General features: G+C 73.5%; 20 protein-coding genes and 1 tRNA gene. 8 read left to right on the forward strand and 13 right to left on the reverse strand.

Going from position 1 to position 18,738, the window contains the following annotated elements; all coding sequences use genetic code 11:
- Nucleotides 1-12: 12 nt before the first annotated feature.
- On the reverse strand, nucleotides 13-1,128 hold the full coding sequence (locus ABD234_RS04635; protein WP_344354322.1) for a methyltransferase: 1,116 nt from the start codon (nucleotides 1,126-1,128) through the stop codon (nucleotides 13-15).
- Nucleotides 1,129-1,307: 179 nt separating this feature from the next.
- Between ABD234_RS04635 and ABD234_RS04640 the strand changes: the two genes are divergently transcribed.
- Entirely contained in the window at nucleotides 1,308-2,306 is a 999-nt protein-coding gene (locus tag ABD234_RS04640; RefSeq protein ID WP_344354323.1) for a phosphotransferase family protein, read from the forward strand.
- 33 nt (nucleotides 2,307-2,339) lie between these two features.
- On the opposite strand, the gene ABD234_RS04645 is transcribed toward ABD234_RS04640, so the two are convergent.
- The 5 genes from ABD234_RS04645 to ABD234_RS04665 all read right to left on the reverse strand — a co-directional run bounded on the left by ABD234_RS04645 (nucleotide 2,340) and on the right by ABD234_RS04665 (nucleotide 6,415).
- Nucleotides 2,340-3,455 (reverse strand): glycosyltransferase family protein, encoded by a 1,116-nt coding sequence (locus ABD234_RS04645; RefSeq protein WP_344354325.1) that lies wholly within the window; start codon nucleotides 3,453-3,455, stop codon nucleotides 2,340-2,342.
- A 1-nt stretch (nucleotide 3,456) separates the two neighbouring features.
- A complete protein-coding gene (locus tag ABD234_RS04650; protein ID WP_051486805.1) occupies nucleotides 3,457-4,107 on the reverse strand; it encodes a DUF3349 domain-containing protein in 651 nt (216 codons plus the stop codon).
- Between the two features lie 12 nt (nucleotides 4,108-4,119).
- Complete coding sequence (locus ABD234_RS04655) at nucleotides 4,120-4,407, reverse strand: hypothetical protein (RefSeq protein ID WP_051486806.1); 288 nt, start codon at nucleotides 4,405-4,407, stop codon at nucleotides 4,120-4,122.
- Between the two features lie 3 nt (nucleotides 4,408-4,410).
- Nucleotides 4,411-5,637, reverse strand: coding sequence for an inorganic phosphate transporter (locus ABD234_RS04660; protein ID WP_038372327.1), 1,227 nt, complete (start codon nucleotides 5,635-5,637; stop codon nucleotides 4,411-4,413).
- 103 nt (nucleotides 5,638-5,740) lie between these two features.
- Nucleotides 5,741-6,415 (reverse strand): IMPACT family protein, encoded by a 675-nt coding sequence (locus tag ABD234_RS04665; protein WP_038372329.1) that lies wholly within the window; start codon nucleotides 6,413-6,415, stop codon nucleotides 5,741-5,743.
- A 166-nt stretch (nucleotides 6,416-6,581) separates the two neighbouring features.
- Between ABD234_RS04665 and ABD234_RS04670 the strand changes: the two genes are divergently transcribed.
- The 4 genes from ABD234_RS04670 (at nucleotide 6,582) to ABD234_RS04685 (ending at nucleotide 9,173) form a co-directional block, all read left to right on the forward strand.
- Nucleotides 6,582-7,148 (forward strand): hypothetical protein, encoded by a 567-nt coding sequence (locus tag ABD234_RS04670; RefSeq protein ID WP_156954116.1) that lies wholly within the window; start codon nucleotides 6,582-6,584, stop codon nucleotides 7,146-7,148.
- Between the two features lie 88 nt (nucleotides 7,149-7,236).
- Nucleotides 7,237-7,309: transfer RNA gene (locus tag ABD234_RS04675), tRNA-Lys, on the forward strand.
- Nucleotides 7,310-7,603: 294 nt separating this feature from the next.
- Nucleotides 7,604-8,230 carry an HAD family hydrolase gene (locus ABD234_RS04680; protein WP_051486808.1) on the forward strand — a complete coding sequence of 209 codons (627 nt, stop codon included), beginning with the start codon at nucleotides 7,604-7,606 and terminating at the stop codon, nucleotides 8,228-8,230.
- Nucleotides 8,231-8,525: 295 nt separating this feature from the next.
- Nucleotides 8,526-9,173, forward strand: coding sequence for a phosphoribosyltransferase (locus ABD234_RS04685; RefSeq protein WP_344354329.1), 648 nt, complete (start codon nucleotides 8,526-8,528; stop codon nucleotides 9,171-9,173).
- Between the two features lie 3 nt (nucleotides 9,174-9,176).
- Here the strand turns inward: ABD234_RS04685 and ABD234_RS04690 are convergent, their stop codons facing one another.
- Entirely contained in the window at nucleotides 9,177-10,076 is a 900-nt protein-coding gene (locus tag ABD234_RS04690; protein ID WP_344354331.1) for a macrolide 2'-phosphotransferase, read from the reverse strand.
- 184 nt (nucleotides 10,077-10,260) lie between these two features.
- Here ABD234_RS04690 and ABD234_RS04695 point away from each other — a divergent pair, with 184 nt between their 5' ends.
- The gene (locus ABD234_RS04695; protein WP_344354333.1) at nucleotides 10,261-10,611 is read left to right on the forward strand and encodes a hypothetical protein; all 351 of its coding nucleotides are present in this window, start codon (nucleotides 10,261-10,263) and stop codon (nucleotides 10,609-10,611) included.
- 51 nt (nucleotides 10,612-10,662) lie between these two features.
- Here the strand turns inward: ABD234_RS04695 and ABD234_RS04700 are convergent, their stop codons facing one another.
- The 4 genes from ABD234_RS04700 to ABD234_RS04715 form a co-directional block, all read right to left on the reverse strand.
- A complete protein-coding gene (locus ABD234_RS04700) occupies nucleotides 10,663-11,448 on the reverse strand; it encodes an NAD-dependent epimerase/dehydratase family protein (RefSeq protein WP_344354335.1) in 786 nt (261 codons plus the stop codon).
- Between the two features lie 78 nt (nucleotides 11,449-11,526).
- Nucleotides 11,527-12,684 carry a GmrSD restriction endonuclease domain-containing protein gene (locus ABD234_RS04705; RefSeq protein WP_344354336.1) on the reverse strand — a complete coding sequence of 386 codons (1,158 nt, stop codon included), beginning with the start codon at nucleotides 12,682-12,684 and terminating at the stop codon, nucleotides 11,527-11,529.
- A gap of 200 nt (nucleotides 12,685-12,884) precedes the next feature.
- Nucleotides 12,885-13,415, reverse strand: a complete 531-nt coding sequence (locus ABD234_RS04710; protein WP_344354337.1) for an adenylyl-sulfate kinase — start codon at nucleotides 13,413-13,415, stop codon at nucleotides 12,885-12,887.
- 84 nt (nucleotides 13,416-13,499) lie between these two features.
- On the reverse strand, nucleotides 13,500-14,387 hold the full coding sequence (locus ABD234_RS04715) for an EamA family transporter (protein ID WP_344354338.1): 888 nt from the start codon (nucleotides 14,385-14,387) through the stop codon (nucleotides 13,500-13,502).
- A 257-nt stretch (nucleotides 14,388-14,644) separates the two neighbouring features.
- On the opposite strand from ABD234_RS04715, the gene ABD234_RS04720 reads away from it, so the two are divergent.
- Nucleotides 14,645-15,250, forward strand: a complete 606-nt coding sequence (locus ABD234_RS04720; RefSeq protein WP_344354340.1) for a DUF402 domain-containing protein — start codon at nucleotides 14,645-14,647, stop codon at nucleotides 15,248-15,250.
- 22 nt (nucleotides 15,251-15,272) lie between these two features.
- On the opposite strand, the gene ABD234_RS04725 is transcribed toward ABD234_RS04720, so the two are convergent.
- Both ABD234_RS04725 and ABD234_RS04730 read right to left on the reverse strand, forming a co-directional pair.
- Nucleotides 15,273-16,082 carry an HNH endonuclease family protein gene (locus ABD234_RS04725; RefSeq protein ID WP_344354342.1) on the reverse strand — a complete coding sequence of 270 codons (810 nt, stop codon included), beginning with the start codon at nucleotides 16,080-16,082 and terminating at the stop codon, nucleotides 15,273-15,275.
- Between the two features lie 113 nt (nucleotides 16,083-16,195).
- Nucleotides 16,196-16,834 carry a phosphoribosylanthranilate isomerase gene (locus tag ABD234_RS04730; RefSeq protein WP_344354344.1) on the reverse strand — a complete coding sequence of 213 codons (639 nt, stop codon included), beginning with the start codon at nucleotides 16,832-16,834 and terminating at the stop codon, nucleotides 16,196-16,198.
- Nucleotides 16,835-16,947: 113 nt separating this feature from the next.
- Between ABD234_RS04730 and ABD234_RS04735 the strand changes: the two genes are divergently transcribed.
- Complete coding sequence (locus ABD234_RS04735) at nucleotides 16,948-18,705, forward strand: bifunctional 3'-5' exonuclease/DNA polymerase (RefSeq protein WP_344354345.1); 1,758 nt, start codon at nucleotides 16,948-16,950, stop codon at nucleotides 18,703-18,705.
- Nucleotides 18,706-18,738 lie beyond the last annotated feature (33 nt).

The raw sequence follows: 18,738 nt of genomic DNA on the forward strand, positions 1-18,738 counted from the left end.
CCCTCCGCGAGGTCACCTCGGCGCCAGGCGCCACAGCGAGGTGACCTCGCGGCTGCGCGCCGCGTGGAGGGCGTCCTCCGCGTCGGCGGCGCGCGGATGCCGCGGCGCCGTGTCGTGCCGGTCCAGGATCTGCAGGCCGGCGGCGTCGATCCGCTCCAGCAGCTCCTCGCGCGTGCGCAGGCCCAGATGCTCGGCCAGGTCGGAGATGACCAGCCAGCCCTCGCCGCCCGGCGCGAGATGCGCCGGGAGGCCGTCGAGGAAGCGGTGCAGCATGTCCGAGCCCGGATCGTAGATGCCCAGCTCGAGCCGCGAGGTCGCCGCCGCGGGCAGCCACGGCGGGTTGCAGACGATGAGGTCGGCGCGGCCCTCCGGGTAGAGGTCCGCCTCGAGGATCCGCACCCCGGCCTGCAGGCCCAGGCGGCGCATGTTCTCGCGGGCGCAGTCCACGGCGCGGTCGTTGATGTCGGTGCCGAGGACCTCCGGGATCCCGCGGCGGGACAGGATCGCCGCGAGCACGCCCGTGCCGGTGCCGAGGTCGAAGGCGGTCGCCGGCAGCGGCCGCGGCAGCGGGGCGGCGGCCACCAGGTCGATGTACTCCCCGCGCACGGGAGAGAACACGCCGTAGCGGGGGTGGATGCGCGAGCCGAGCGCCGCGATCGGCACGCCCTTGATCTGCCACTGGTGGGCGCCGAGGACCCCGGCGAGCTCGCTGAGCGCCACGCACATCGGCCCCTGCGGCGGGCCGTAGGCCGCGCGGCAGGCGGCCCGCACATCGGGAGCCCTGCGCAGGGCCAGGGAGTGGTCGGCCTCGAGCTCGACGACGAGCCGGCCCTGCAGGCGGGCCCGCTCGGCACGGGTGCGACGGTGCTCGAGGAAGCTGGGGGAGTCCGGGCGCCGGGCCGTGCGCTGCCGGTCCAGGCGGCGGGTCATGGCGCTGAGCAGCTGACGGCCGTTGTGGTAGTCGCCGCGCCACAGCAGGGTGGTCCCGGCCCGCGCGAGCTTCAGCGCCGCATCGGCGGTGATGTCGTCGCCGACGACCGCGATGCGCGTGGGGGCGGGGGCATCGGACTCCGAGTGCCACAGCGCGGCGCGCGGCTGATCGTCCTCGGTCCAGCGGATCGTGGACATGGGTCTCCCGGGGGTCGGCGGTGCAGGATGGCGGCGCTCCGCGGCGCGGGGACGGCGGCCCCGCGGCGGAGACGGATCCGGCAGGCGCGCCTGCGCCGGGCGGAGGTCCCCTCGAACGATACCCGGGTCCGAGCCGCCGCGGGCGTCCGTGCAGGTCCGGGGTGTGCGAGGCTCGACGCATGCGCGACCTGCCCTCCTCTCCCGTCGATCAGCCGGCCGATGACCCGGTGCTGCGGAGGATCCTGCGCGCCGCCGGGATCCCGCAGGCAGGGCGGTTCCGGGCGAAGGCCGGCTGGACCAGCCGGGCATGGGTCGGCGAGGAGCACGTCGTGCGGCGGGGCGACGGCCGCTTCCGCGACGCGTACGCGCACGAGGCCGCGGTGGCCGGACTGCTCCGCGGCAGCGCAGTTCCCCATGCGCGCCACCTCGCGCACGGGGTCGGGCCCGACGGTCCCTGGTACGTCTCCGCGCGCCTGCCCGGGCGGACCCTGCAGGAGGCCTGGCCCGGCGCGGGCCGGGCTGAGCGCCGGGCGATGATCGAGAGCCTCGGGTCCGCGCTGCGCGCGCTCCATCGCATCCCCGTGCCCGCCGGACTCCGCCCGCCCTGGCTCGCCGATGCGCTCGCCGGCGGTCCCTGGCCCGCGTTCCATCCGCCGGTGCTCCGCGGCCTGCTCCCGCTGATCGAGACGGCCCGGCGTCGTCCCGGCCAGGACTCCCGCCTGCTCTCCGACGCCGACGCATGGGTCCGGGAGCGGCTCGGGCTGTTCGCCGAGGACGTGCCGTGCCTCGTCCACGGCGATCTCCACGGCTCCAACGTGATGGTCGACCGGGGGAGGGTCACCGGCCTCATCGACTTCGCGGAGGCCTCGGCGCAGCCGGCGGACGTCGAGCTCGACACCCTCCTGCGCTGGTGCGCGAGATCCGCGGAGTATCCGGCCGCCCCCGGAGGGCCCGTGCTGGAGGCGGGCTCCCTCGCCGAGGTCCCGGCCTGGCTGCACAGCGCCTACCCGGAGCTGTTCGCCGCCGAGCACCTGCGCGCACGGCTGGACGTCTATGACATGCACGAGGCGCTCGCGCTGCTCGTCCACCACCCGGATCCGGAGGTCCGCGCCGCGGTGCCGGGCCGCATCGCCCTCCTCCTGTCCGGGCACAGCCACCTCGACGGTCTCCTGCCGTGAGGGGGTGCCCGGCGCGGCCGCCTAGGGCCGGCGCTACCGCAGCCGGGCGACGGTCTCCTCGAGCCGGGCGATGCGGGCGTGGGCCTGCTCGAGGCGCCGCGGGGAGGGATCGGAGGCCCAGTCGGGGTGGGGGCGGGTGCCGCGCGGGACGGGGCGGGTGTAGATCTCCTCGAGGAGGCGCGCCGTGACCGGCGCGGAGTGCTCCGCCTCGACGTAGCGGCGGCCGGCCGCGCCGCGGCGGGCCCGCTCCTCCGGATCGGCGAGCAGGCCGGCCATGACCTCCGCGAAGGTGTCCGGGTCGGCGCTGACCACGGGCATGTCGGGGTGGCGCTCGCGGACCTCGGGCCGGATCCGGGCCACGGCGACACGGCCCAGCGCCATCGCCTCCAGCGACAGCACCCCGGCGTCCCCGCCCAGCAGCTTCTCGATGACGATGTCGGCGCGGGCCATCTCCCGCAGGAGCTCGTCGTGGCTCGCGCCCTCGAGGATCCGCACCTCGATGTCGAAGCGATCGGCCAGCTGCGCGAGCTGGGCCTCGATGATGTCGGTGCCCTTGGTGGCGCGGCGGCGGGTGGCGTGGAGGATGACGGGCCGCTCGCCCCCGGGCAGCGGCGTGGGCGTGTACGCGTCCAGGTCCAGGCTCTTGGGCAGGTAGGTGGCCTCGGGGACGTAGACCTGGTCCAGCACCGAGGAGACCGTCATGGCGTGCGCGTAGGTGCGGATCAGCGCCAGGCGCGCGTCGATCTTCTCCTCGTCGCAGGGGATGTCGGCGAAGCGGTAGAAGCTCCACGGGTCGTCGTCGAGGTGGTGGCTGGCCTTGCGCACGTCCGAGCCGTGGAAGGAGACGACGATCCGCTTGCCCAGCGCGCGCAGCATCGGCAGGTCCCACATCTGCGGGAGGCCGTCGCGGGCGGGCATCAGGGAGCGGGCCGTGTGGAGGTGGTACACGTCGAAGCCCTCGGCGAGGGTCTCGTTCAGGATCGCGAAGTAGTCGGCGGCGGTGACGGGGTCCAGCTGCCGGTCCACGCGGAAGCCGTTGGGGCTGGGGCCGTAGTTCCAGATCTGCGCCTCGTGCCCGCGGGCCGTCAGCCCGGCGGCGATCGCCGTGGACTGGTCGGCCACGTTGCTCGGGGCGAGGAGGACCTTCACCTCAGTCCCGCCTGCTGCTGCGCAGCGGCCAGCCCTTCGCCGCCAGGTGCGAGGCCAGGCGCGTCAGATCGGACTCGGCGGGCAGCTCCCGGGTGTAGCGGGTGATCAGGGCGCCGGCATCGGCCGCGTCGATCTCCGGGGACCGGGCGTCGTCGACCAGGCGCCGGGCGATCTGCTCGACCTCCTCGTCGGTCAGCCGTCGCCGCAGGAGCGCCATCAGCGGCAGGCGGTCGGTCGGCGGGATGCCCTCGGGATAGCCCTCGGTCAGCCAGGCGAGGATCCGCTGGGCGAGGTTCTGGTGCTCGGAGGCAGGCAGGTCGGGGGCGGGGGTCCGCTGGATCTCGCGCAGCTGGTCGTCGTCGGGCGCCTCGCTCAGCGGCCAGCCGACGGCGGCCAGCCTCGCCGCGACCGCGCGGACCGAGGCCGGCGTCGCGGGGGTGTCGGTGAGGTGCTCGATCGCGCCGTGGACGTCGCGGGCGTCGATGTCCCCCTGCGGGTTCTCGCGGATGACGGCGGCGACGATCTCGTCGAGCTCCTCCGGCCGCAGGGTGCGGCTCAGCAGGGCCAGGAGGGGGGAGACGTCCGTCGGCGGGACACCGTCGGGGTACCCGGCGCGCAGCCAGTCCAGGACCCGGTTCAGAGGGTTGCTCATGGTCGAGGCACCTCAGCCCAGGGGCAGGTCGATGCCCAGGTAGTGGCTGATGCTCTTGCGGGTGATGAACAGCAGCCCGTACAGGACGATCAGCGCGACCAGCACGAAGATCGCCCGGGCGCCGTGCTTCGCGGCCGGGTTCGGTGCGGCGACGGAGCCGTCGGCGAGCTCGCCGCCGGCGCCGCGATCGGCCAGGACGATCCCGACCGAGAACAGCAGCGGCAGCCCAGCGCCCAGGACGAGGCCCGTCAGCAGGACGTTCAGGCTCGAGGAGAAGATGGAGGAGAGGTCGATGTCCATGGATCAGACTCCCTGTGCGGCCGGGGCGGGGACGGTCTCGGCGGGAGCATCGGCCCCGGCCTGGCCGGCCTCCCACTCGTCGTTGACGTTGTCGGCGTCGACCTTCTGGCGCTGCGAGCGGCGGTAGATCAGCGCCGCGGCGGCCACGAGGATCGCGAAGATGACGACCGCGCCGGCGACGCCGCCGATGAGGCTGCCCACGAAGTACGTCACCGCGCCGACGATCGCGGCGGCAGGGAGCGTCATCAGCCAGCCGACGACCATGCGCCCGGCCACGCCCCAGCGGACCCGGGCGCCGGGACGGCCCACGCCCGAGCCGATGATCGAGCCGGTGGCCACGTGGGTGGTCGACAGCGCCATGCCCAGGTGGCTGGAGGTGAGGATGATCGCTGCCGAGGAGGCCTCGGCGGCCATGCCCTGCGGGGAGTCGAGCTCGACCAGGCCCTTGCCGAGGGTGCGGATGATCCGCCAGCCGCCGAGGTAGGTGCCCAGCGCGATCGCGCCGGCGCAGACGACGATGATCCACACGGGCAGGCCGTCCTCGAGGATCTCCTGCGAGGTGAGGGAGCCGTGGGCGATCATCCCCAGGGCGATCACGCCCATCGTCTTCTGCGCGTCGCCGGTGCCGTGGGCGAGGGAGACGAGGGAGGCGGTGGCGATCTGACCGGCGCGGAAGCCCTTCTCGCGGCGGGCCTCGCGCACCCGGCGGGTGACCCGGAAGACGAGCCACACGCCGATCGCGGCGATCACCAGGGCGATGAACGGGGACAGGAGGCCCGGGATGACGACCTTCGCGGCGAGCCCGCTCCAGTTGATCCCGGAGGTGCCCAGCGCCGCCAGGCCCGCGCCGAGCAGGCCGCCGAACAGGGCGTGGGAGGAGGAGGACGGGAGGCCGAACAGCCAGGTGGCGAGGTTCCAGAGGATGCCGCCGACCAGGCCCGCGAAGATGATGAACATGGCCGTCTGCGCGTCCAGCCCCGCCAGCAGGGCGCCGGTGTCGGAGTCCTGGATCCTGAGCACGGAGGTGGTCACGGTGACCGCGACCTCGACGGAGAGGAATCCGCCGATGAGGTTGAGGATCGCCGAGAGCGTGACCGCCGTCTTGGGCTTGAGCGCTCCGGTGGCGATCGACGTCGCCATCGCGTTGCCGGTGTCATGGAAGCCGTTGGTGAAGTCGAAGGCGACAGCCGTGACGATCAGCAGCAGCAGGATGACGAGTTCTCCTGTCATATCGCCAGAGTGACCGCCGGAACGGGCCTCCGCAAGGCCACGACGAGGCAGTTCACCTTCCGTTCACCTGCGACCTGGGCACTTTCCCGCGGTGTCCCGGAAGTCACATCGTCCGGCGGTCCGAGAGGTGATCGACCTCCACCGTGCGGGCCCCGGCGCGCTCCGGTCGCAGCCGGCCCTGGGACCACGCGGCGACGTCCTGCGCGAGATCCTCGGCGAGGGACGGGTCCACGAGGACGCGCAGCACGGCGCAGCGCGCGGTGTACTCCGTCGCCAGGGCGCGGGCGGCGCGCCCCTCGGCCCAGTGCCGCACCGCGTTCTCGGCGATGCCGGCCTCGGAGAAGGGCGCCTCCAGGCGCATCTCCCACATGACCGTGCGCCGATGCAGCACGGCGGCGGCCACCGCCTGCTCGACGCCGGCGGTGTAGGCGCGCAGCAGGCCGCCGGCGCCGAGCTTCACGCCCCCGAAGTAGCGGATCACGATCGCCAGGGTGTCCTCAAGGCCGGCATGCAGCAGCGACTGCAGCATCGGCATGCCGGCGGTGCCGGAGGGCTCGCCGTCGTCGCTGGACCGGTGGACGGGGGCGTGATCCTCCGTGCCCGCCAGGACCAGGGCGGTGCAGTGGTGGCGGGCTCCCGGATGCTCGGCCCGTGCGGTGCGGATCCGGGCCTCGGCCTCCTCGACGTCCGCGACGCGGTGCAGCCGGGTGAGGAAGCGGGAACGGCGCTCGACGAGCTCGGTCTCGACGTCGGCGGCGAGGACCAGGGGTTCGGGCATGCGCGGCAGTCTACGGACCGTCGCGGACATCCCCGGGACCGGCCTCGACATCGGCCGGACGCGCCTGCTCCCTGCGCCACGGGCCGGCCGGGGATACGATGACGAACGGGACCAGCACGCGGGCCGATGGGATCGGCCGCGTGGCAGACGCACGAAGGAGATCATCGTGACCGCTCTTCCGTACCCGCAGCCCGGTGGCGGGCATGCCTCCGCGCCCCAGCCGGCCCGGCGCAGCAGAGCGGGGATGATCGTCCTCATCATCGGGGCGGTGATCCTGCTGGGGAGCATCGCCGCGGGCGTCATCCTCGCCGTGATCGGCTTCGGGGGGATCGCCGACGACACCGCGAAGAACGAGATCCTCTCGGGCGGACAGGGAGTGATCACCCTCGAGGAGGGGGAGGCCCGTTCGCTGTACGCCGAGGCCGGACAGCCGACCCCGGAGTGCACCGTCCTGGACCCCACCGGTGCACCGCCCCAGGACGGCGGCATCCAGAGCAGCACCATCACCTACGACGGAACCAGCTGGAGCTCCTTCGAGAACTTCCGCGCCGGGGCTGCCGGCGAGTACCAGATCTCCTGCGGCGCGACCGTCATGGTGGGCCCGCCCGTCTCCATCGGCGGGATCTTCGCGGGCGTCGGCGGCATCCTCGCCGCCGTGTTCGGCGGCGCCTTCGGCGCGCTGCTCGTGGTCGTCGGCCTGGTGCTGCACTTCGCGCTGAAGCGCAAGGCCTGAGAACCCCCGACCGATCGGCGGACGAGCACGGACGATGCGTCCGGCGCCGGGCCGGGCCGCTACGATGGACCGGCCCGAGAGGGCGCGAGGGCCTCTAGCTCAGTCGGTAGAGCATCGGACTTTTAATCCGCGGGTCGTGGGTTCGAGCCCCACGGGGCCCACCCTGGTCGCAGACCCGCTCGTGGATCTGAGCATCGCCCTGGACAGGGCAACGGCGGCAGCTTCCAGCAATGTGGGTGCGCGTGCTGTGCCGGATGCGGGGTGACGGCTGTCCTGCGATGCGTTGCTTCGCCGCGATGATGCGCTGGTCTCCCTGCATGCGCCGACGCGCGGACGGGTCGGCTCCACAGCGATGGCGTCCATCATCTGCGTCATCCATCGGTGAGGCAGTGCCGTACTCCTGTAGTTCGTATCGCATCCGCTGCGAGGGAGACGCGTCCAGTCGAGGAGAGTGCGTGGTGAGCAGGGAACGTGTCATCGGGATCGATCTTGATCTGACGCTGATCGATACGCGACGGGCCACGGGGTTCGCCCTCGAATCCGTCAATTCCCGTTTGGGTGTGGAGATCGACGTCGAGGCCGTTCTTGGTCGCCTCGGCCCGCCCCTCAGGGACGAGCTGGCGCAGTGGGTTCCGCGCGATCGTGTCGAGGAGGCAGTTCAGCAGTTCCGTGCGGTGCTGGTCGCGGAGGGTGTGGCACTGATGGAGCCCATGCCCGGGGCGCAGGATCTGTTGGCATACATGGACCGGATCGGTGCCGCTGCCGTCGTGGTCACATCGCGACGAGTAGAGATCGCCACAGCCTGCTTGAATGCGTGTCGACTGGAGGTATCCCGGGTAATCGGATCGGTGACGGGTGCGGAGAAGGCTCCGCCGCTGCGCCAGGAGAACGCATCTGCATACATCGGCGACCACCCCTTGGACATGGAGGCGGCACGAACGGCCGACGTCGTTGCGATCGGGGTGACCACCGGCAACCATGCTGCTCTCGAACTCCAGACCGGTGGCGCAGATCGAGTTTTCGGGACGCTGTGGGAAGTTCAGAGGTGGTTGGATTCCGCCGAGTTCAGGGATCAGCTGTGAGTGCTCTGGATATCTCTGCCTCCTAGCTGGCGTCTGCTCGACGCGCCCTGGCAGGCAGACCGACGAGGATCTCGTGCTGGCCCGGGACGAGATCCGCAGCGCAGCAAGGTTCTGCGCACTTGAAATGCCCTCGAGGCTCAGCACCCTCGCGCTCCGCTTCGTCAACGCTGGACTCCAGGCGCGGGAACGATCGGCACTGGTCGAGTTCGATCGCTCGTTCCCGAGTGCCGACGCCCGTTGACGACCACTGCCCGTAGGAGTACGCCTGAGGACATCCTGCGGGAGGCGGTGGACGATGAGGTTCCAGGACAGGCGCGAGGCGGGCGAGGCGCTGGGCAGGCTGCTCGCGCAGGGGGAGCACGTGCATCCCGTCGTGCTCGGCCTGCCGCGGGGCGGGGTCCCTGTGGCGGAGGAGGCCACCCGCATCCTCGGGGCTCCGCTGGATGTGCTCGTCGTGCGCAAGCTGGGCGTTCCCGGATATCCCGAGCTCGCGATGGGGGCCGTCGGGGAGGGCGGGGCGATGGTCCTCAACGAGGACGTGATCGCCTCCGCCGGGGTGCCGCCGGACGAGGTGGCCCGATGCGCGGAGCGGGAACGCGCCGAGGTCTCGCGGCGGACGGCCCGGTTCCGGGAGGGGCGCGCGGGCATCGACCTCGTCGGCCGGACGGCGATCGTCGTCGACGACGGATTCGCGACGGGCGCCACCGCCCGGGCCGCCTGCAGGATCGCGCGGGAGCGCGGCGCCGCGCGCATCGTGCTGGCGGTGCCCGTCGCTCCGCCGGGCACCGCCGCATCCTTCGACGAGGCGGACGCGACGATCTGCTGCGCCGAGCCCCGGGACTTCATGGCCGTCGGCCGGCACTATGTCGATTTCACGCAGGTCGAGGATGCCGAGGTCGTCGCGATCCTCCGTGCCGCGCACCGGGGAGGCGCATCTGCCTAACCGTCACGGGGCAGGAGGGTTGAGCCCCGCTTCCGCTGCGGCACGATGCGTCTCGTCGCCGGTCTCGAGGACGAACACCCCGTAGGCGATGGGGCTGGCCGCGAACATCTCCGCGCAGTGCTCGGCGAGCCGGGGCCAGGTGCGGCCGCCTCCGGCCTCGTAATGCTCGAGCAGCGTCGCGAACGCCTGCGGCGGCGTGCCGGCCTGCTGGAACGTCAGGTCCCGGGCGGGGTCGCCGACGCCGGCGGTCGTCCAGTCGAGCACGGCGGTCAGGCGCTCGCCGTCGACCAGGGTGTGCGCGGGGTAGATCTCGCCGTGGGTGAGGACGCTGTGCCCGGGCCAGTAGCTGTCCTCGTCGACCCAGGCCCGCCACCGCTCCAGCAGGGCCGGGGACACCTCGAAGGCGTCCGCGACCCGTGCGATGTCGTCCCGCCACTGCTGGCGGGACTCCTGCGGGCTGCGCACCTCGACGCCGGTGGCCCGCGCCTCCTCGATGTCGATCGCGTGCAGCTCGGCGATGACCTGGCCGAGCATCGCCGAATAGGTGGTCGAGGAGACGTCCACGTGCCACTGCGGGGTGCCGTCCTCGGCCAGCGTCAATCCGGGCTCACCCGGCAGCAGCGGGTAGGCGATGAGCTCCGCCGAGCGGATCCTCCAGTCCGGGACCGCGATCGACAGCCGCGGGGCCACCAGCTCCAGGAGGCGCCCTTCGACCTCGGCGCGGTCCAGGACGTCGGGGCGCCGCGGCATGCGCAGCACCCAGCACTGCCCGTCCGCGGCGCGGCCGATGGCGACGCGGAAGTCGAGGCCTGCCTCGATGACCCGCAGATCCTCCGGGTCGAGGTCCAGATCGTGGCGGGCGGCCAGGGCCAGGATGGCGGAACGGTGTGCAGGAGCGGTCATGGCGCGAGTGTGGCATGGGGCGATGCTCCGGGTCACCGTCTTTTCCGTCCGGGATCGCCTCTGCGGTCCGGCATCGCGAGCGGGAAGGCATGATGGACCCGTGCCGGGGCCGAGAGCCCGGTCGGCACGTCCCGTCCCGCCGCCGCGGGCGACCATCCATGGAGCTCGATCCGAGGAGACCATCGTGGAACCGACCACCCCCGCCGTCGCGCCGCAGGCCAACCCCGTCGGAACGGCCTCCCTGATCACGGGCGTCGTCCTGCTCCTGGTCTCCATCGCCACCACCGGCGTGTCTCAGGCGCTCCCGCTGATCCTGCAGGAGCTCGACCTGTCCATCGCGCAGGTCGCGTGGATCCTGCCGCTGCCGTCCGGGGTCGTCGCCGTCGTCGCGACGGTGCTGGGCGTGATCGGTCTGCTCCTGCCGAACCGTCGACGGGTCGCCGCGATCATCGGCACCACCCTCGGGGCCGCCCATCTGATCTCCGGGATCGCGGTCATCCTCAGCGGAGCGATCATCAGCCTCATCGTCCGCTGACCGGGATGCCGGGGCCCGCTGCGACGCGGCGCGGGCCCGGTCGACGCCCGGTCAGGACCCGCGGGGCCAGTCGTGCCGGACGTCCTCGCCGCCCTCGACGACCTGCTCCTGTGCTCCGGGCAGCGCGGTCCACGAATCCTGGGGCCGATACCCCAGCTCGAGCATCGTGTTGGTCATCGACCAGCGGCGGTTGGGGTTGTCGGAGATCGCGTAGTACAGCCCGAATCGCACCTCCGCCTCGATGGCGCGGCGCACCACCCGGGTGCAGTCGGCGGGGCTCAGCCACATGGCGCGCAGGATGTCCTCCTCGGCCTCGAGCGGGTCCTCGGTGACCCAGCCGATGCGCAGGGCGATCACGTCCAGCCCGTGCTCGTCGTGGTAGAAGCGGCCCAGCGCCTCGCCGAAGATCTTCGAGACGCCGTACAGCGAGTCGCCGCGCGGGATCTGGTGGGGGTAGACGGGCCACTCCTCGTTCCGGTCGTACATCCCCATGGCGTGGTTGGAGGAGGCGAGCACGACCCGTCGCACCCCGGCCTGCCGGGCGGCCTCGAGCACGTTGCGCAGGCCGATGATGTTCGCCTCCAGCACCAGCTCCCAGCTGGATTCCGGGGAGGCGGCGCCGGCCATGTGCACGACGGTGTCGATCCCGTCCATCATCGCGGCGACCTCGTCGTAGTCGTCGAGGTCGGCGATCTTCAGCTCGTGCCCCGGCGGCGCGTTCTCGGGGTGGCGGCCGTGCAGGACGAGGTCGTACTCGTCCTCCAGCGCCTGGGCGAGGTGGGAGCCGACCCCGCCGGTCGCTCCCGTGATCAGCACGCGTCTTCTGAAGCTGCTCATGTCCCCAGTATGGGGGAGATCCCCCGCCTGTGAAGGGGTCCGTGGCGCCGAGGAGGTGACCGGGCGGTCGGGCTCGGATCAGTTCTCGCAGGCCACGCCGTCGTCGTCGCGGTCCAGCGCGGGGCGATAGCCCGGATCGCCGCGATACAGGGGTGCGGCGCCGGCCTCCCTCGCGGCCGTGCAGTTCTTGTAGTAGGCGCTGCCGCCGTCGTCCTCGCGCTCCTCGGGCGTCGTGGGCTCGGGTTCGGGCTCGCGCGTGGGCTCCGGCTCCGGGTCGGGCTTCCGCTCGGGCTTCGGCGTCGCCGTGGGCTTCGACGTCGGCTCGGGATCGGGCGCCGGGGCGCGGGTCGTGGGGGGCTTCGTCGGCTCCGGCGTCGGCTCGGGCTCCTCGCGGGCGCCGTCGCCCGCCCCGAGCACCGGCCACATCACATCGGCGGCGAAGGCGGCCTGCCCGGTGCAGTCGGAGAGCACGCGTTCGATGGCCTCCTTCTCGGCGGGCTTGACCCAGAGCCCGTAGGCGGCCTTCACCGCCACCTGCCGCGAGACGTACTCGCAGCGGAAGTCCGTGTTCGGCGGCAGCCAGGTCGCGGCGTCCCCGTCGCCCTTCTGCTGGTTCAGCGAGCTCTCGACGGCCAGGAGGTTCACCGGATCGTTCGCGAACGCGTGGCGGGTCGCCTCGTCCCAGCCGGAGGCGCCCGTCTGCCAGGCATCGGAGAGCGAGACGACATGGTCGATGTCCACGGTGCTCCCGGCCTCGCGGTCGAAGCCGATCTCCTCGCCGCTGTAGGGCGAGGGGCTCAGCGTGCCGGTGAGCACGACGCAGCCCTGGGTGCCCCGCTTCAGGACGATGTCGCTCAGGTCGCGCCGGAGGATGTCGTTGCGGGTGTCGCATCCGTTGCGGTCCGTGTCCTCCCGCCAGCCGAACAGGTCGCGGTCGTAGCCGGACGCGTCCCCGCGGGCCTGGACGGTGAGGGTCGTCAGGACGCCGAGGGAGGTGGAGGTGTCGGGCGTCGGCGACGGGGACGGCGTGACCTCGGGCGTCGCGTCCTCCGTGGGCGTGGAGGCATCGGCCGTGGCGACCGCCGCGGAGGGCTCGGGGGTGTCCAGGTCCACCGGCGCCGGCGCGACGATCGATCCGAGCACTCCGAGGACGGACAGCAGCACGACGGCGAGCCCGCCGCACCCGCAGCAGGCGGCCCCCGAGATGAGGCCGACCTTCGTCGTCCTGCCGTTCACGCGAAGATGGCGCGCCATAGTTCTTCCCCCTGATGTCGTGGACGCACGTCATCCGCGGGCACCCTCGCCCTGCGGCCTGTTTCGTGTCGTATCGACATTTTGAGGCTTTTCTCCGGTGCCGTCCCCCGAAAGAAGCCTCGGGGCGGTCACCGTTCGGTCACGCCTGGTCACAGTCCTGCAACGGCCCCGCAGCAAGGGGATCAGGGTGCCTCGGGCATCCGGGAGCGGATCGTGCGCGCGGCCTCCTCGACGCTGATGCGCGTCGAGTCCAGGACCAGGTCGGCGGGGATCCCCGCGAGGCGCTCGCGGAACAGGGCGTGGGCATGGTGATGGAAGCCGTGCTCCCGCGAGAGCCCCCGCGTCTCATCGGCCGTGGCGCGCTCCCAGGTGGTGGCGACGTCGGCGTCGAGTAGCACGCGCAGCACCGATGTCCCCGCGGGAACGCCGCGATGCAGGGCGTGCTGCTCCTGCTCCGTGTGGAACGGGCCGATGGCGATCACCACGTCGACCTCCGAGCGCAGCCACTGCGCGACCATCGCCCCGTGCGCAGCATGCGCGGCCGGCCACAGGCCCGTGGCGCCTGCGCCGGGCTCGGCGACCATCTCCGCGACGTCGTCGACATCGGCGATCACCGCGGTCCTGCCCTGCGCGGACAGCAGCGCGGCGAGGTGCGCGGCGACGGTGCTCTTGCCGGCGGCGATGGGCCCGGTGATGGTGACGAGGATCGACATGGATCGAGGGTCCCGGGCCGGACGGCCGATGTCGAGGACGATTCGGTCGCCGAGCGCTCCTCACCGGCGCATGCCCCGACCGGCTCAGGCGGCCAGCAGCACGATGCCGACCAGCACCACCGCTGCTGCGGCGATCCGCCGGCGCGGTCTGCCCTCGTGCAGGACGAGCGCCCCGAACAGGCTCACCAGCACCACGCTGACCTCGCGCAGCGGGGCGACCAGCGCGACCGGCGCGATCTGCACCGCCTCCAGCACGAGGATGTACGACAGCGGGGAGAGCACCCCGAAGGCGAGGATGCGCGGCCACTGGGCGCGGCCCAGGGCGAGGGTCTCGGACCATCGGCCGCGAAGGGCCAGGGCGTAGGCGGGGACCTGCACCGCGGTCGTCCCGACCATGAACGCGACGGGGGAGAGGCCGAAGGCCCGCACGCTGTGCGCGTCCCAGATCGTGTAGGTCGCGATGGCGACGCCGGTGAGCAACCCGAACGCCACCCCGGGGTCGACCCGTCGGCGCTGCGAGCTCGCCGGCAGGCCCGCCCCCGGCCCGCCGGGCCGGTCGATGAGGCCGATGCCGACGATCCCGGCGATCACGACGGCGACCCCGAGCAGAGCGATCGGGGAGGGTCGTTCGGCGAACAGGATCATCGAGGCGATCACCGACAGGAACGGCCCGCTGCCGCGAGCGGTCGCGTACACCGTCGAGAGGTTCCCGACCCGGTATCCGTGCTGGAGCACCACCATGTACGCCACGTGCAGCGCCCCGGAGACGAGCACGCCCAGGGCGAAGGCTCCGAGGGTCCCGGTGCCCAGGCCGCCGGTCGCGGGGATGGCCCCTGCCCAGAGGACGGTGCTGGCCAGGGCGCCCCACCACAGGAACGGCGTCCCGGACCGGCTCGCCCCGTGGGCGAGGACGTTCCAGGTCGCGTGCGAGAGCGCGGCGGTGAGGACGAGGACGAACGCGAGAGCAGACATGAGGAACCTCCGGACCGTCGCGGGGCGCGGCGATCGGGTTCCTCCAGGCTTTTGTCCGTTCAGATGACGGCCCGCCCACGGAGACGGGCCGTGGCGCCGCTCGGACCAGACGGGACGACCCCGGAACCCTAGGCGCTGTCGTCGTCCACCCTAGCGCGGCGGTCCCTGGCGGTGGGAAGCCGGAACGCGCAGGATGGACGAGGGCAGGCCCCGCCGTCTGCCGCGACGAGGATGATCCGCGACGACGAGGAGCCCCCATGCCCGACATTCCGCCGGCCGATGACCCTGCGCCCCGGGTGCTGACCCTGTGCAAGGAGAAGCTCGGCGGCTCGCGCGGCTGCTGGCAGGCGTACCTCGTCGCGGAGGACGCGCACGGGATGTGGCTGTTCACCCCGGCGGGCTCCGCGTTCCGCGCGAGCGACGGCACCACCGATCAGCAGGTGGAGGTGGAGGGCGGCGACTCCCCGGGTCTCGACTCCCTGGTCCTCGTCCCGCCGCTCGAGCAGCACTGGCTCGCCAGCTGGCGCGTGCCGCAGCGCGACCTGCACATCGCCGTCGACGTCTGCTCGTGGACGCGGCGGGAGGGCGATGTCCTGCGCTTCCAGGACTGGGAGCTGGACCCCTTCCTGCTGCGGTCCGGGGTGGTCGGGGTCGAGGACCTCGACGACTTCGCCGATGCGCGTGCCGCCGGTCTGCTCGACCAGGAGTCCGCGGAGGCCGCGCTCGCCGCCGCGGCATGGAGCGAGCGCCGTCTGCGCCGGCGGGCGGCGCCGTTCGACGGGCAGGGGGACCGTCTGCTCTCCGAGGCCGGCCGGCGGGGGCTGGCGCCGCTGACCCGGGTGCCGCACCCCTTCGACCTGTGAGGCGCCCCGCGGCCGACGCAGGTCAGGTCGTCGCGGGCCGGGGTGCGGGCCAGGCCGCATCGTCGGTGAACGCCGGGAATCCTTCGCAGGTGGCCAGGACGCGCTGCATCGCGTCCTTCTCGGCGGGCTTGACCCACAGGCCGTAGTCGCTCTTCACCGCGACCTGCCGGGCCACGTAGTCGCAGCGCTGGGACGAGTCCGGCGGCAGCCAGGTCGCGGCGTCGCCGTCGCCCTTGGACCGGTTCAGGGAGTCCTCCACGGCCAGCAGGTTGCGGGGATCGTTGGCGAAGGCGCGCAGGGTGTCCTCGTCCCAGCCGGAGGCGCCGCTCTGCCAGGCGTCGGAGAGCGCCACGACATGGTCGATGTCCAGGGAGTTGTCCTTCTCGCGGTCGAAGGCGACGTCCTGCCCGCTGTACGCGGAGTCCTCGAGCGTCCCGGCGAGCACCACGCAGCCGTCGGTGCCGGGCTTGAGCTCGACGTCCGTGAGGTCGCGGCGCAGCACGTCGTTGCGGGTGTCGCAGCCGTTGTGGTCGGTGTCGTCCCGCCAGCCGAACAGGTCCCGGTCGTAGCCGGTCTTCGGGGCGCGGCCCTTGACCTCGAGCGCTGCCAGCTGGCCGGCGGCGGTCGACGGATCGGTCGCGCCTGGGGAGGCGGGGGCCGCCGACTCCGTCCGCGTCGGGGCGGAGGGACCCAGCGGCAGCTCCGCCTCGGGATCCGGGCCGATCATCACCCACGCCACCAGCAGGAGGAGCGCGAGCGCCCCGACGCCGATGCCGCCGGCCCGGCGGGGAGAGGCGTTCCGGCGGGTGCTGCGTCCTCTGGCCCTGGTCATCGTGCTCCTCATGCTCGGCGGCGGAGGAACCATCCTCGGTCAGGGCGGGGACGGTCGACGCCGCGCGCCGCAGGGGAGGAGACCTGTCTCTCGCCGGCTGCGGCGGTCCGCGCTCAGGCCCCGGCGCAGCGGGCGGCGGCGAGGAACCGGGCGATGCGGTCGGGGTCCTTCACCCCGGGGGCGGACTCGACGCCGCTGGAGACGTCCACGCCGCCGAACTGCCCCTGCGCGACCGCGCGGGCGACGTTGTCGGGGTCCAGGCCGCCAGCGAGGATCCAGTCCGTGCCCAGGCGCCGCGCATCGGCCGGATCGAGCTGCCAGGTGCGCCCGGATCCCGGGTCCGCGCCGTCGACCAGCAGGCGCTCCTCGCCGACCTCGCCGGGGCGCAGCTCCGGGTTCCGGGCCAGGGACGTCGCCCGCCACAGCCGGGGCAGCACCTCCCGGGCGGCGGCGAAGTCCTCCGCGGTGTAGGAGCCGTGCAGCTGGAGGACGTCGGCCCCGATGGCGCGGGCCTCCGCGGCGGCCTCGCGGGCCGGCATGGTCGCGACGACGAGCACCACGTCGACGGACGCCGAGGCCTCGTGGGCCGCGCGGGCGATCTCCGTCGCCTGCTCCCGGGTGACGTGGCGGGGGCTCCTCGGAGCCATCACCACGCCGATCGCATCGGCCCCGCAGGCCACCGCGTGCCGCGCCATGGCGGCATCGCGCAGCCCGCAGATCTTCACCAGCAGCTCGGGTCGGGGCGCATCCATGCCCGCCACCGTAGCGCTTTCGAGGACATCGGCCGTCCGCGGACCGTGCCGGGAGAGCACGGGGGCGCCGCGGCCGGGCAGAGGTGCCGGTCCCGGGGCAGTAGCGTTGACCCATGACCGCGTCCAGCCCGCCCCGACCAGCGGCGATGCCGCCTGCCTGGAGCGTGGTGGGTCGCGGCGCCGACGGCCGCACGGCGGTGGTGGATCTCGATGCGCAGGGCGGGGAGCTCTCGCGCGTCGTCGTGGACCTCGAGCAGCTGCCGCAGCTGATCGCCGACCGCGAGGCCCGCGGCGGGCCGCGCTGGGTGTGGAGCGACACCCCGGCCTGGTACGACGCGGTGCTGCGCCGCGGCGTGCGCGCCGGCCGCTGCCACGACCTGCGGCTGGTCCACACGATCCTCCAGCACTCCCTGCTGGTGGCCGATCACGGCCCGATCCGCGCGGCGCGCGCCTGGGAGACGGGACCGCCGGTCCCGGCCGAGGCCCGCTCGGGCGAGGCGACCCTGTTCGACCTGGACCGCACCGCCGCCACCCAGGGGTCGGTGCCCCATGACCTCGAGGCGGCGCTCGCCGAGCTCGGCCGCCAGCGCTCCGCGATCGACGGCTCCGCCGATCCGGGACGGCTGCGGCTGCTGGCGGCCGCGGAATCGGCCGGGGCGCTGGTCGCCGCCGAGCTGCATGCCGCCGGCATCCCCTGGGACGTGGACGAGCACGACCGGATCCTGCGCGAGGCGCTGGGCCCGCGCCCCTCCCCGGGGCAGACCCCGGCGCGGATGGCGGAGGCCGCCGCGGAGGTGCGTGCCGCCCTCGGCGACCCCCTGGTCAGCCTCGACTCGCCCCCGAAGCTGCTGCGCGCCCTGCACCGGGCCGGCATCGACGTGGAGTCCACCTCCCAGTGGGAGCTGACCGCGCACGAGCATCCGGCGATCGAGCCGCTGCTGCGCTACAAGAAGCTCTCGCGCCTGCTCACCGCCAACGGCTGGACCTGGATCGACGAATGGGTCCACGAGGGCCGGTACCGGCCGCTCTACATCCCCGGCGGGGTGGTCACGGGCCGATGGGCCAGCAACGGCGGCGGCGCCCTCCAGATCCCGCGGCAGCTGCGTCCGGCGCTGCGCGCCGATCCCGGCTGGGTGCTCGTCAACGCCGACGTCGCCCAGCTGGAGCCGCGCGTCCTGGCCGCGATGGCCGGGGACAGGGCGATGGCCGCCGCGGCCGCCGGCACCGACCTGTACGCCGGGATCGTCGCCAGCGGCGTCGTCGCCACCCGGCAGGAGGCGAAGGTCGGGGTGCTGGGCGCCCTCTACGGCGGGACCACGGGGGACAGCGGCCGGATCGTGCCGCGGCTGCGCTCGACCTTCCCCGACGCGATGGGGCTGGTCGACGAGGCGGCGCGGACGGGGGAGCGGGGCGGCGGCGTCTCGACCTGGCTGGGGCGCTCCTCCCCGGAGCCGGATCCCGCCTGGATCGCCTCCCAGCAGCGGGCGCATCAGGCCGATGCCGATCCGCGCGACGGGGAGCGCGCCCGCCGCGCGGCCCGTGACCGGGGCCGGTTCACCCGGAACTTCGTCGTCCAGGGCACCGCGGCGGAGTGGGCGCTGGCCTGGCTCGCGGACCTGCGGCTGCGCCTGGCGCGCCTGGAGGCGGTGGAGCCGGTCGCGGCAGGCTCCGGCCCGGCCCTGGGTGGCCGCGCCCACCTGGCGTTCTTCCTGCACGACGAGGTCATCGTCCACGCGCCGCGGGAGCAGGCCGAGGCCGCGGCGGAGGCGATCCGTGAGGCGGCGGCCGCCGCGGGGCGCCTGCTCTTCCCGGGCAGCCCCGTGGACTTCCCGCTGGACCTGCAGATCTCCGAGCGCTCCCAGAAGGGCTGATCCGCGGCGCCGAGGCCGCACCGCGCGGGTCGG

Origin of the sequence: Brachybacterium phenoliresistens (assembly GCF_039530785.1) — a bacterium.
GTDB lineage: Bacteria > Actinomycetota > Actinomycetes > Actinomycetales > Dermabacteraceae > Brachybacterium > Brachybacterium phenoliresistens.

What these genes read in the sequence shown, in the direction of transcription:
- ABD234_RS04725 (WP_344354342.1), bottom strand. Translation starts at nt 16,082, where the DNA reads ATGACCAGGGCCAGAGGACGCAGCACCCGCCGGAACGCCTCTCCCCGC.
- ABD234_RS04685 (WP_344354329.1), top strand. Translation starts at nt 8,526, where the DNA reads ATGAGGTTCCAGGACAGGCGCGAGGCGGGCGAGGCGCTGGGCAGGCTG.
- ABD234_RS04710 (WP_344354337.1), bottom strand. Translation starts at nt 13,415, where the DNA reads ATGTCGATCCTCGTCACCATCACCGGGCCCATCGCCGCCGGCAAGAGC.
- ABD234_RS04665 (WP_038372329.1), bottom strand. Translation starts at nt 6,415, where the DNA reads ATGCCCGAACCCCTGGTCCTCGCCGCCGACGTCGAGACCGAGCTCGTC.
- ABD234_RS04730 (WP_344354344.1), bottom strand. Translation starts at nt 16,834, where the DNA reads ATGGATGCGCCCCGACCCGAGCTGCTGGTGAAGATCTGCGGGCTGCGC.
- ABD234_RS04690 (WP_344354331.1), bottom strand. Translation starts at nt 10,076, where the DNA reads ATGACCGCTCCTGCACACCGTTCCGCCATCCTGGCCCTGGCCGCCCGC.
- ABD234_RS04660 (WP_038372327.1), bottom strand. Translation starts at nt 5,637, where the DNA reads ATGACAGGAGAACTCGTCATCCTGCTGCTGCTGATCGTCACGGCTGTC.
- ABD234_RS04700 (WP_344354335.1), bottom strand. Translation starts at nt 11,448, where the DNA reads ATGAGCAGCTTCAGAAGACGCGTGCTGATCACGGGAGCGACCGGCGGG.
- ABD234_RS04720 (WP_344354340.1), top strand. Translation starts at nt 14,645, where the DNA reads ATGCCCGACATTCCGCCGGCCGATGACCCTGCGCCCCGGGTGCTGACC.
- ABD234_RS04635 (WP_344354322.1), bottom strand. Translation starts at nt 1,128, where the DNA reads ATGTCCACGATCCGCTGGACCGAGGACGATCAGCCGCGCGCCGCGCTG.
- ABD234_RS04655 (WP_051486806.1), bottom strand. Translation starts at nt 4,407, where the DNA reads ATGGACATCGACCTCTCCTCCATCTTCTCCTCGAGCCTGAACGTCCTG.
- ABD234_RS04735 (WP_344354345.1), top strand. Translation starts at nt 16,948, where the DNA reads ATGACCGCGTCCAGCCCGCCCCGACCAGCGGCGATGCCGCCTGCCTGG.
- ABD234_RS04650 (WP_051486805.1), bottom strand. Translation starts at nt 4,107, where the DNA reads ATGAGCAACCCTCTGAACCGGGTCCTGGACTGGCTGCGCGCCGGGTAC.
- ABD234_RS04640 (WP_344354323.1), top strand. Translation starts at nt 1,308, where the DNA reads ATGCGCGACCTGCCCTCCTCTCCCGTCGATCAGCCGGCCGATGACCCG.
- ABD234_RS04715 (WP_344354338.1), bottom strand. Translation starts at nt 14,387, where the DNA reads ATGTCTGCTCTCGCGTTCGTCCTCGTCCTCACCGCCGCGCTCTCGCAC.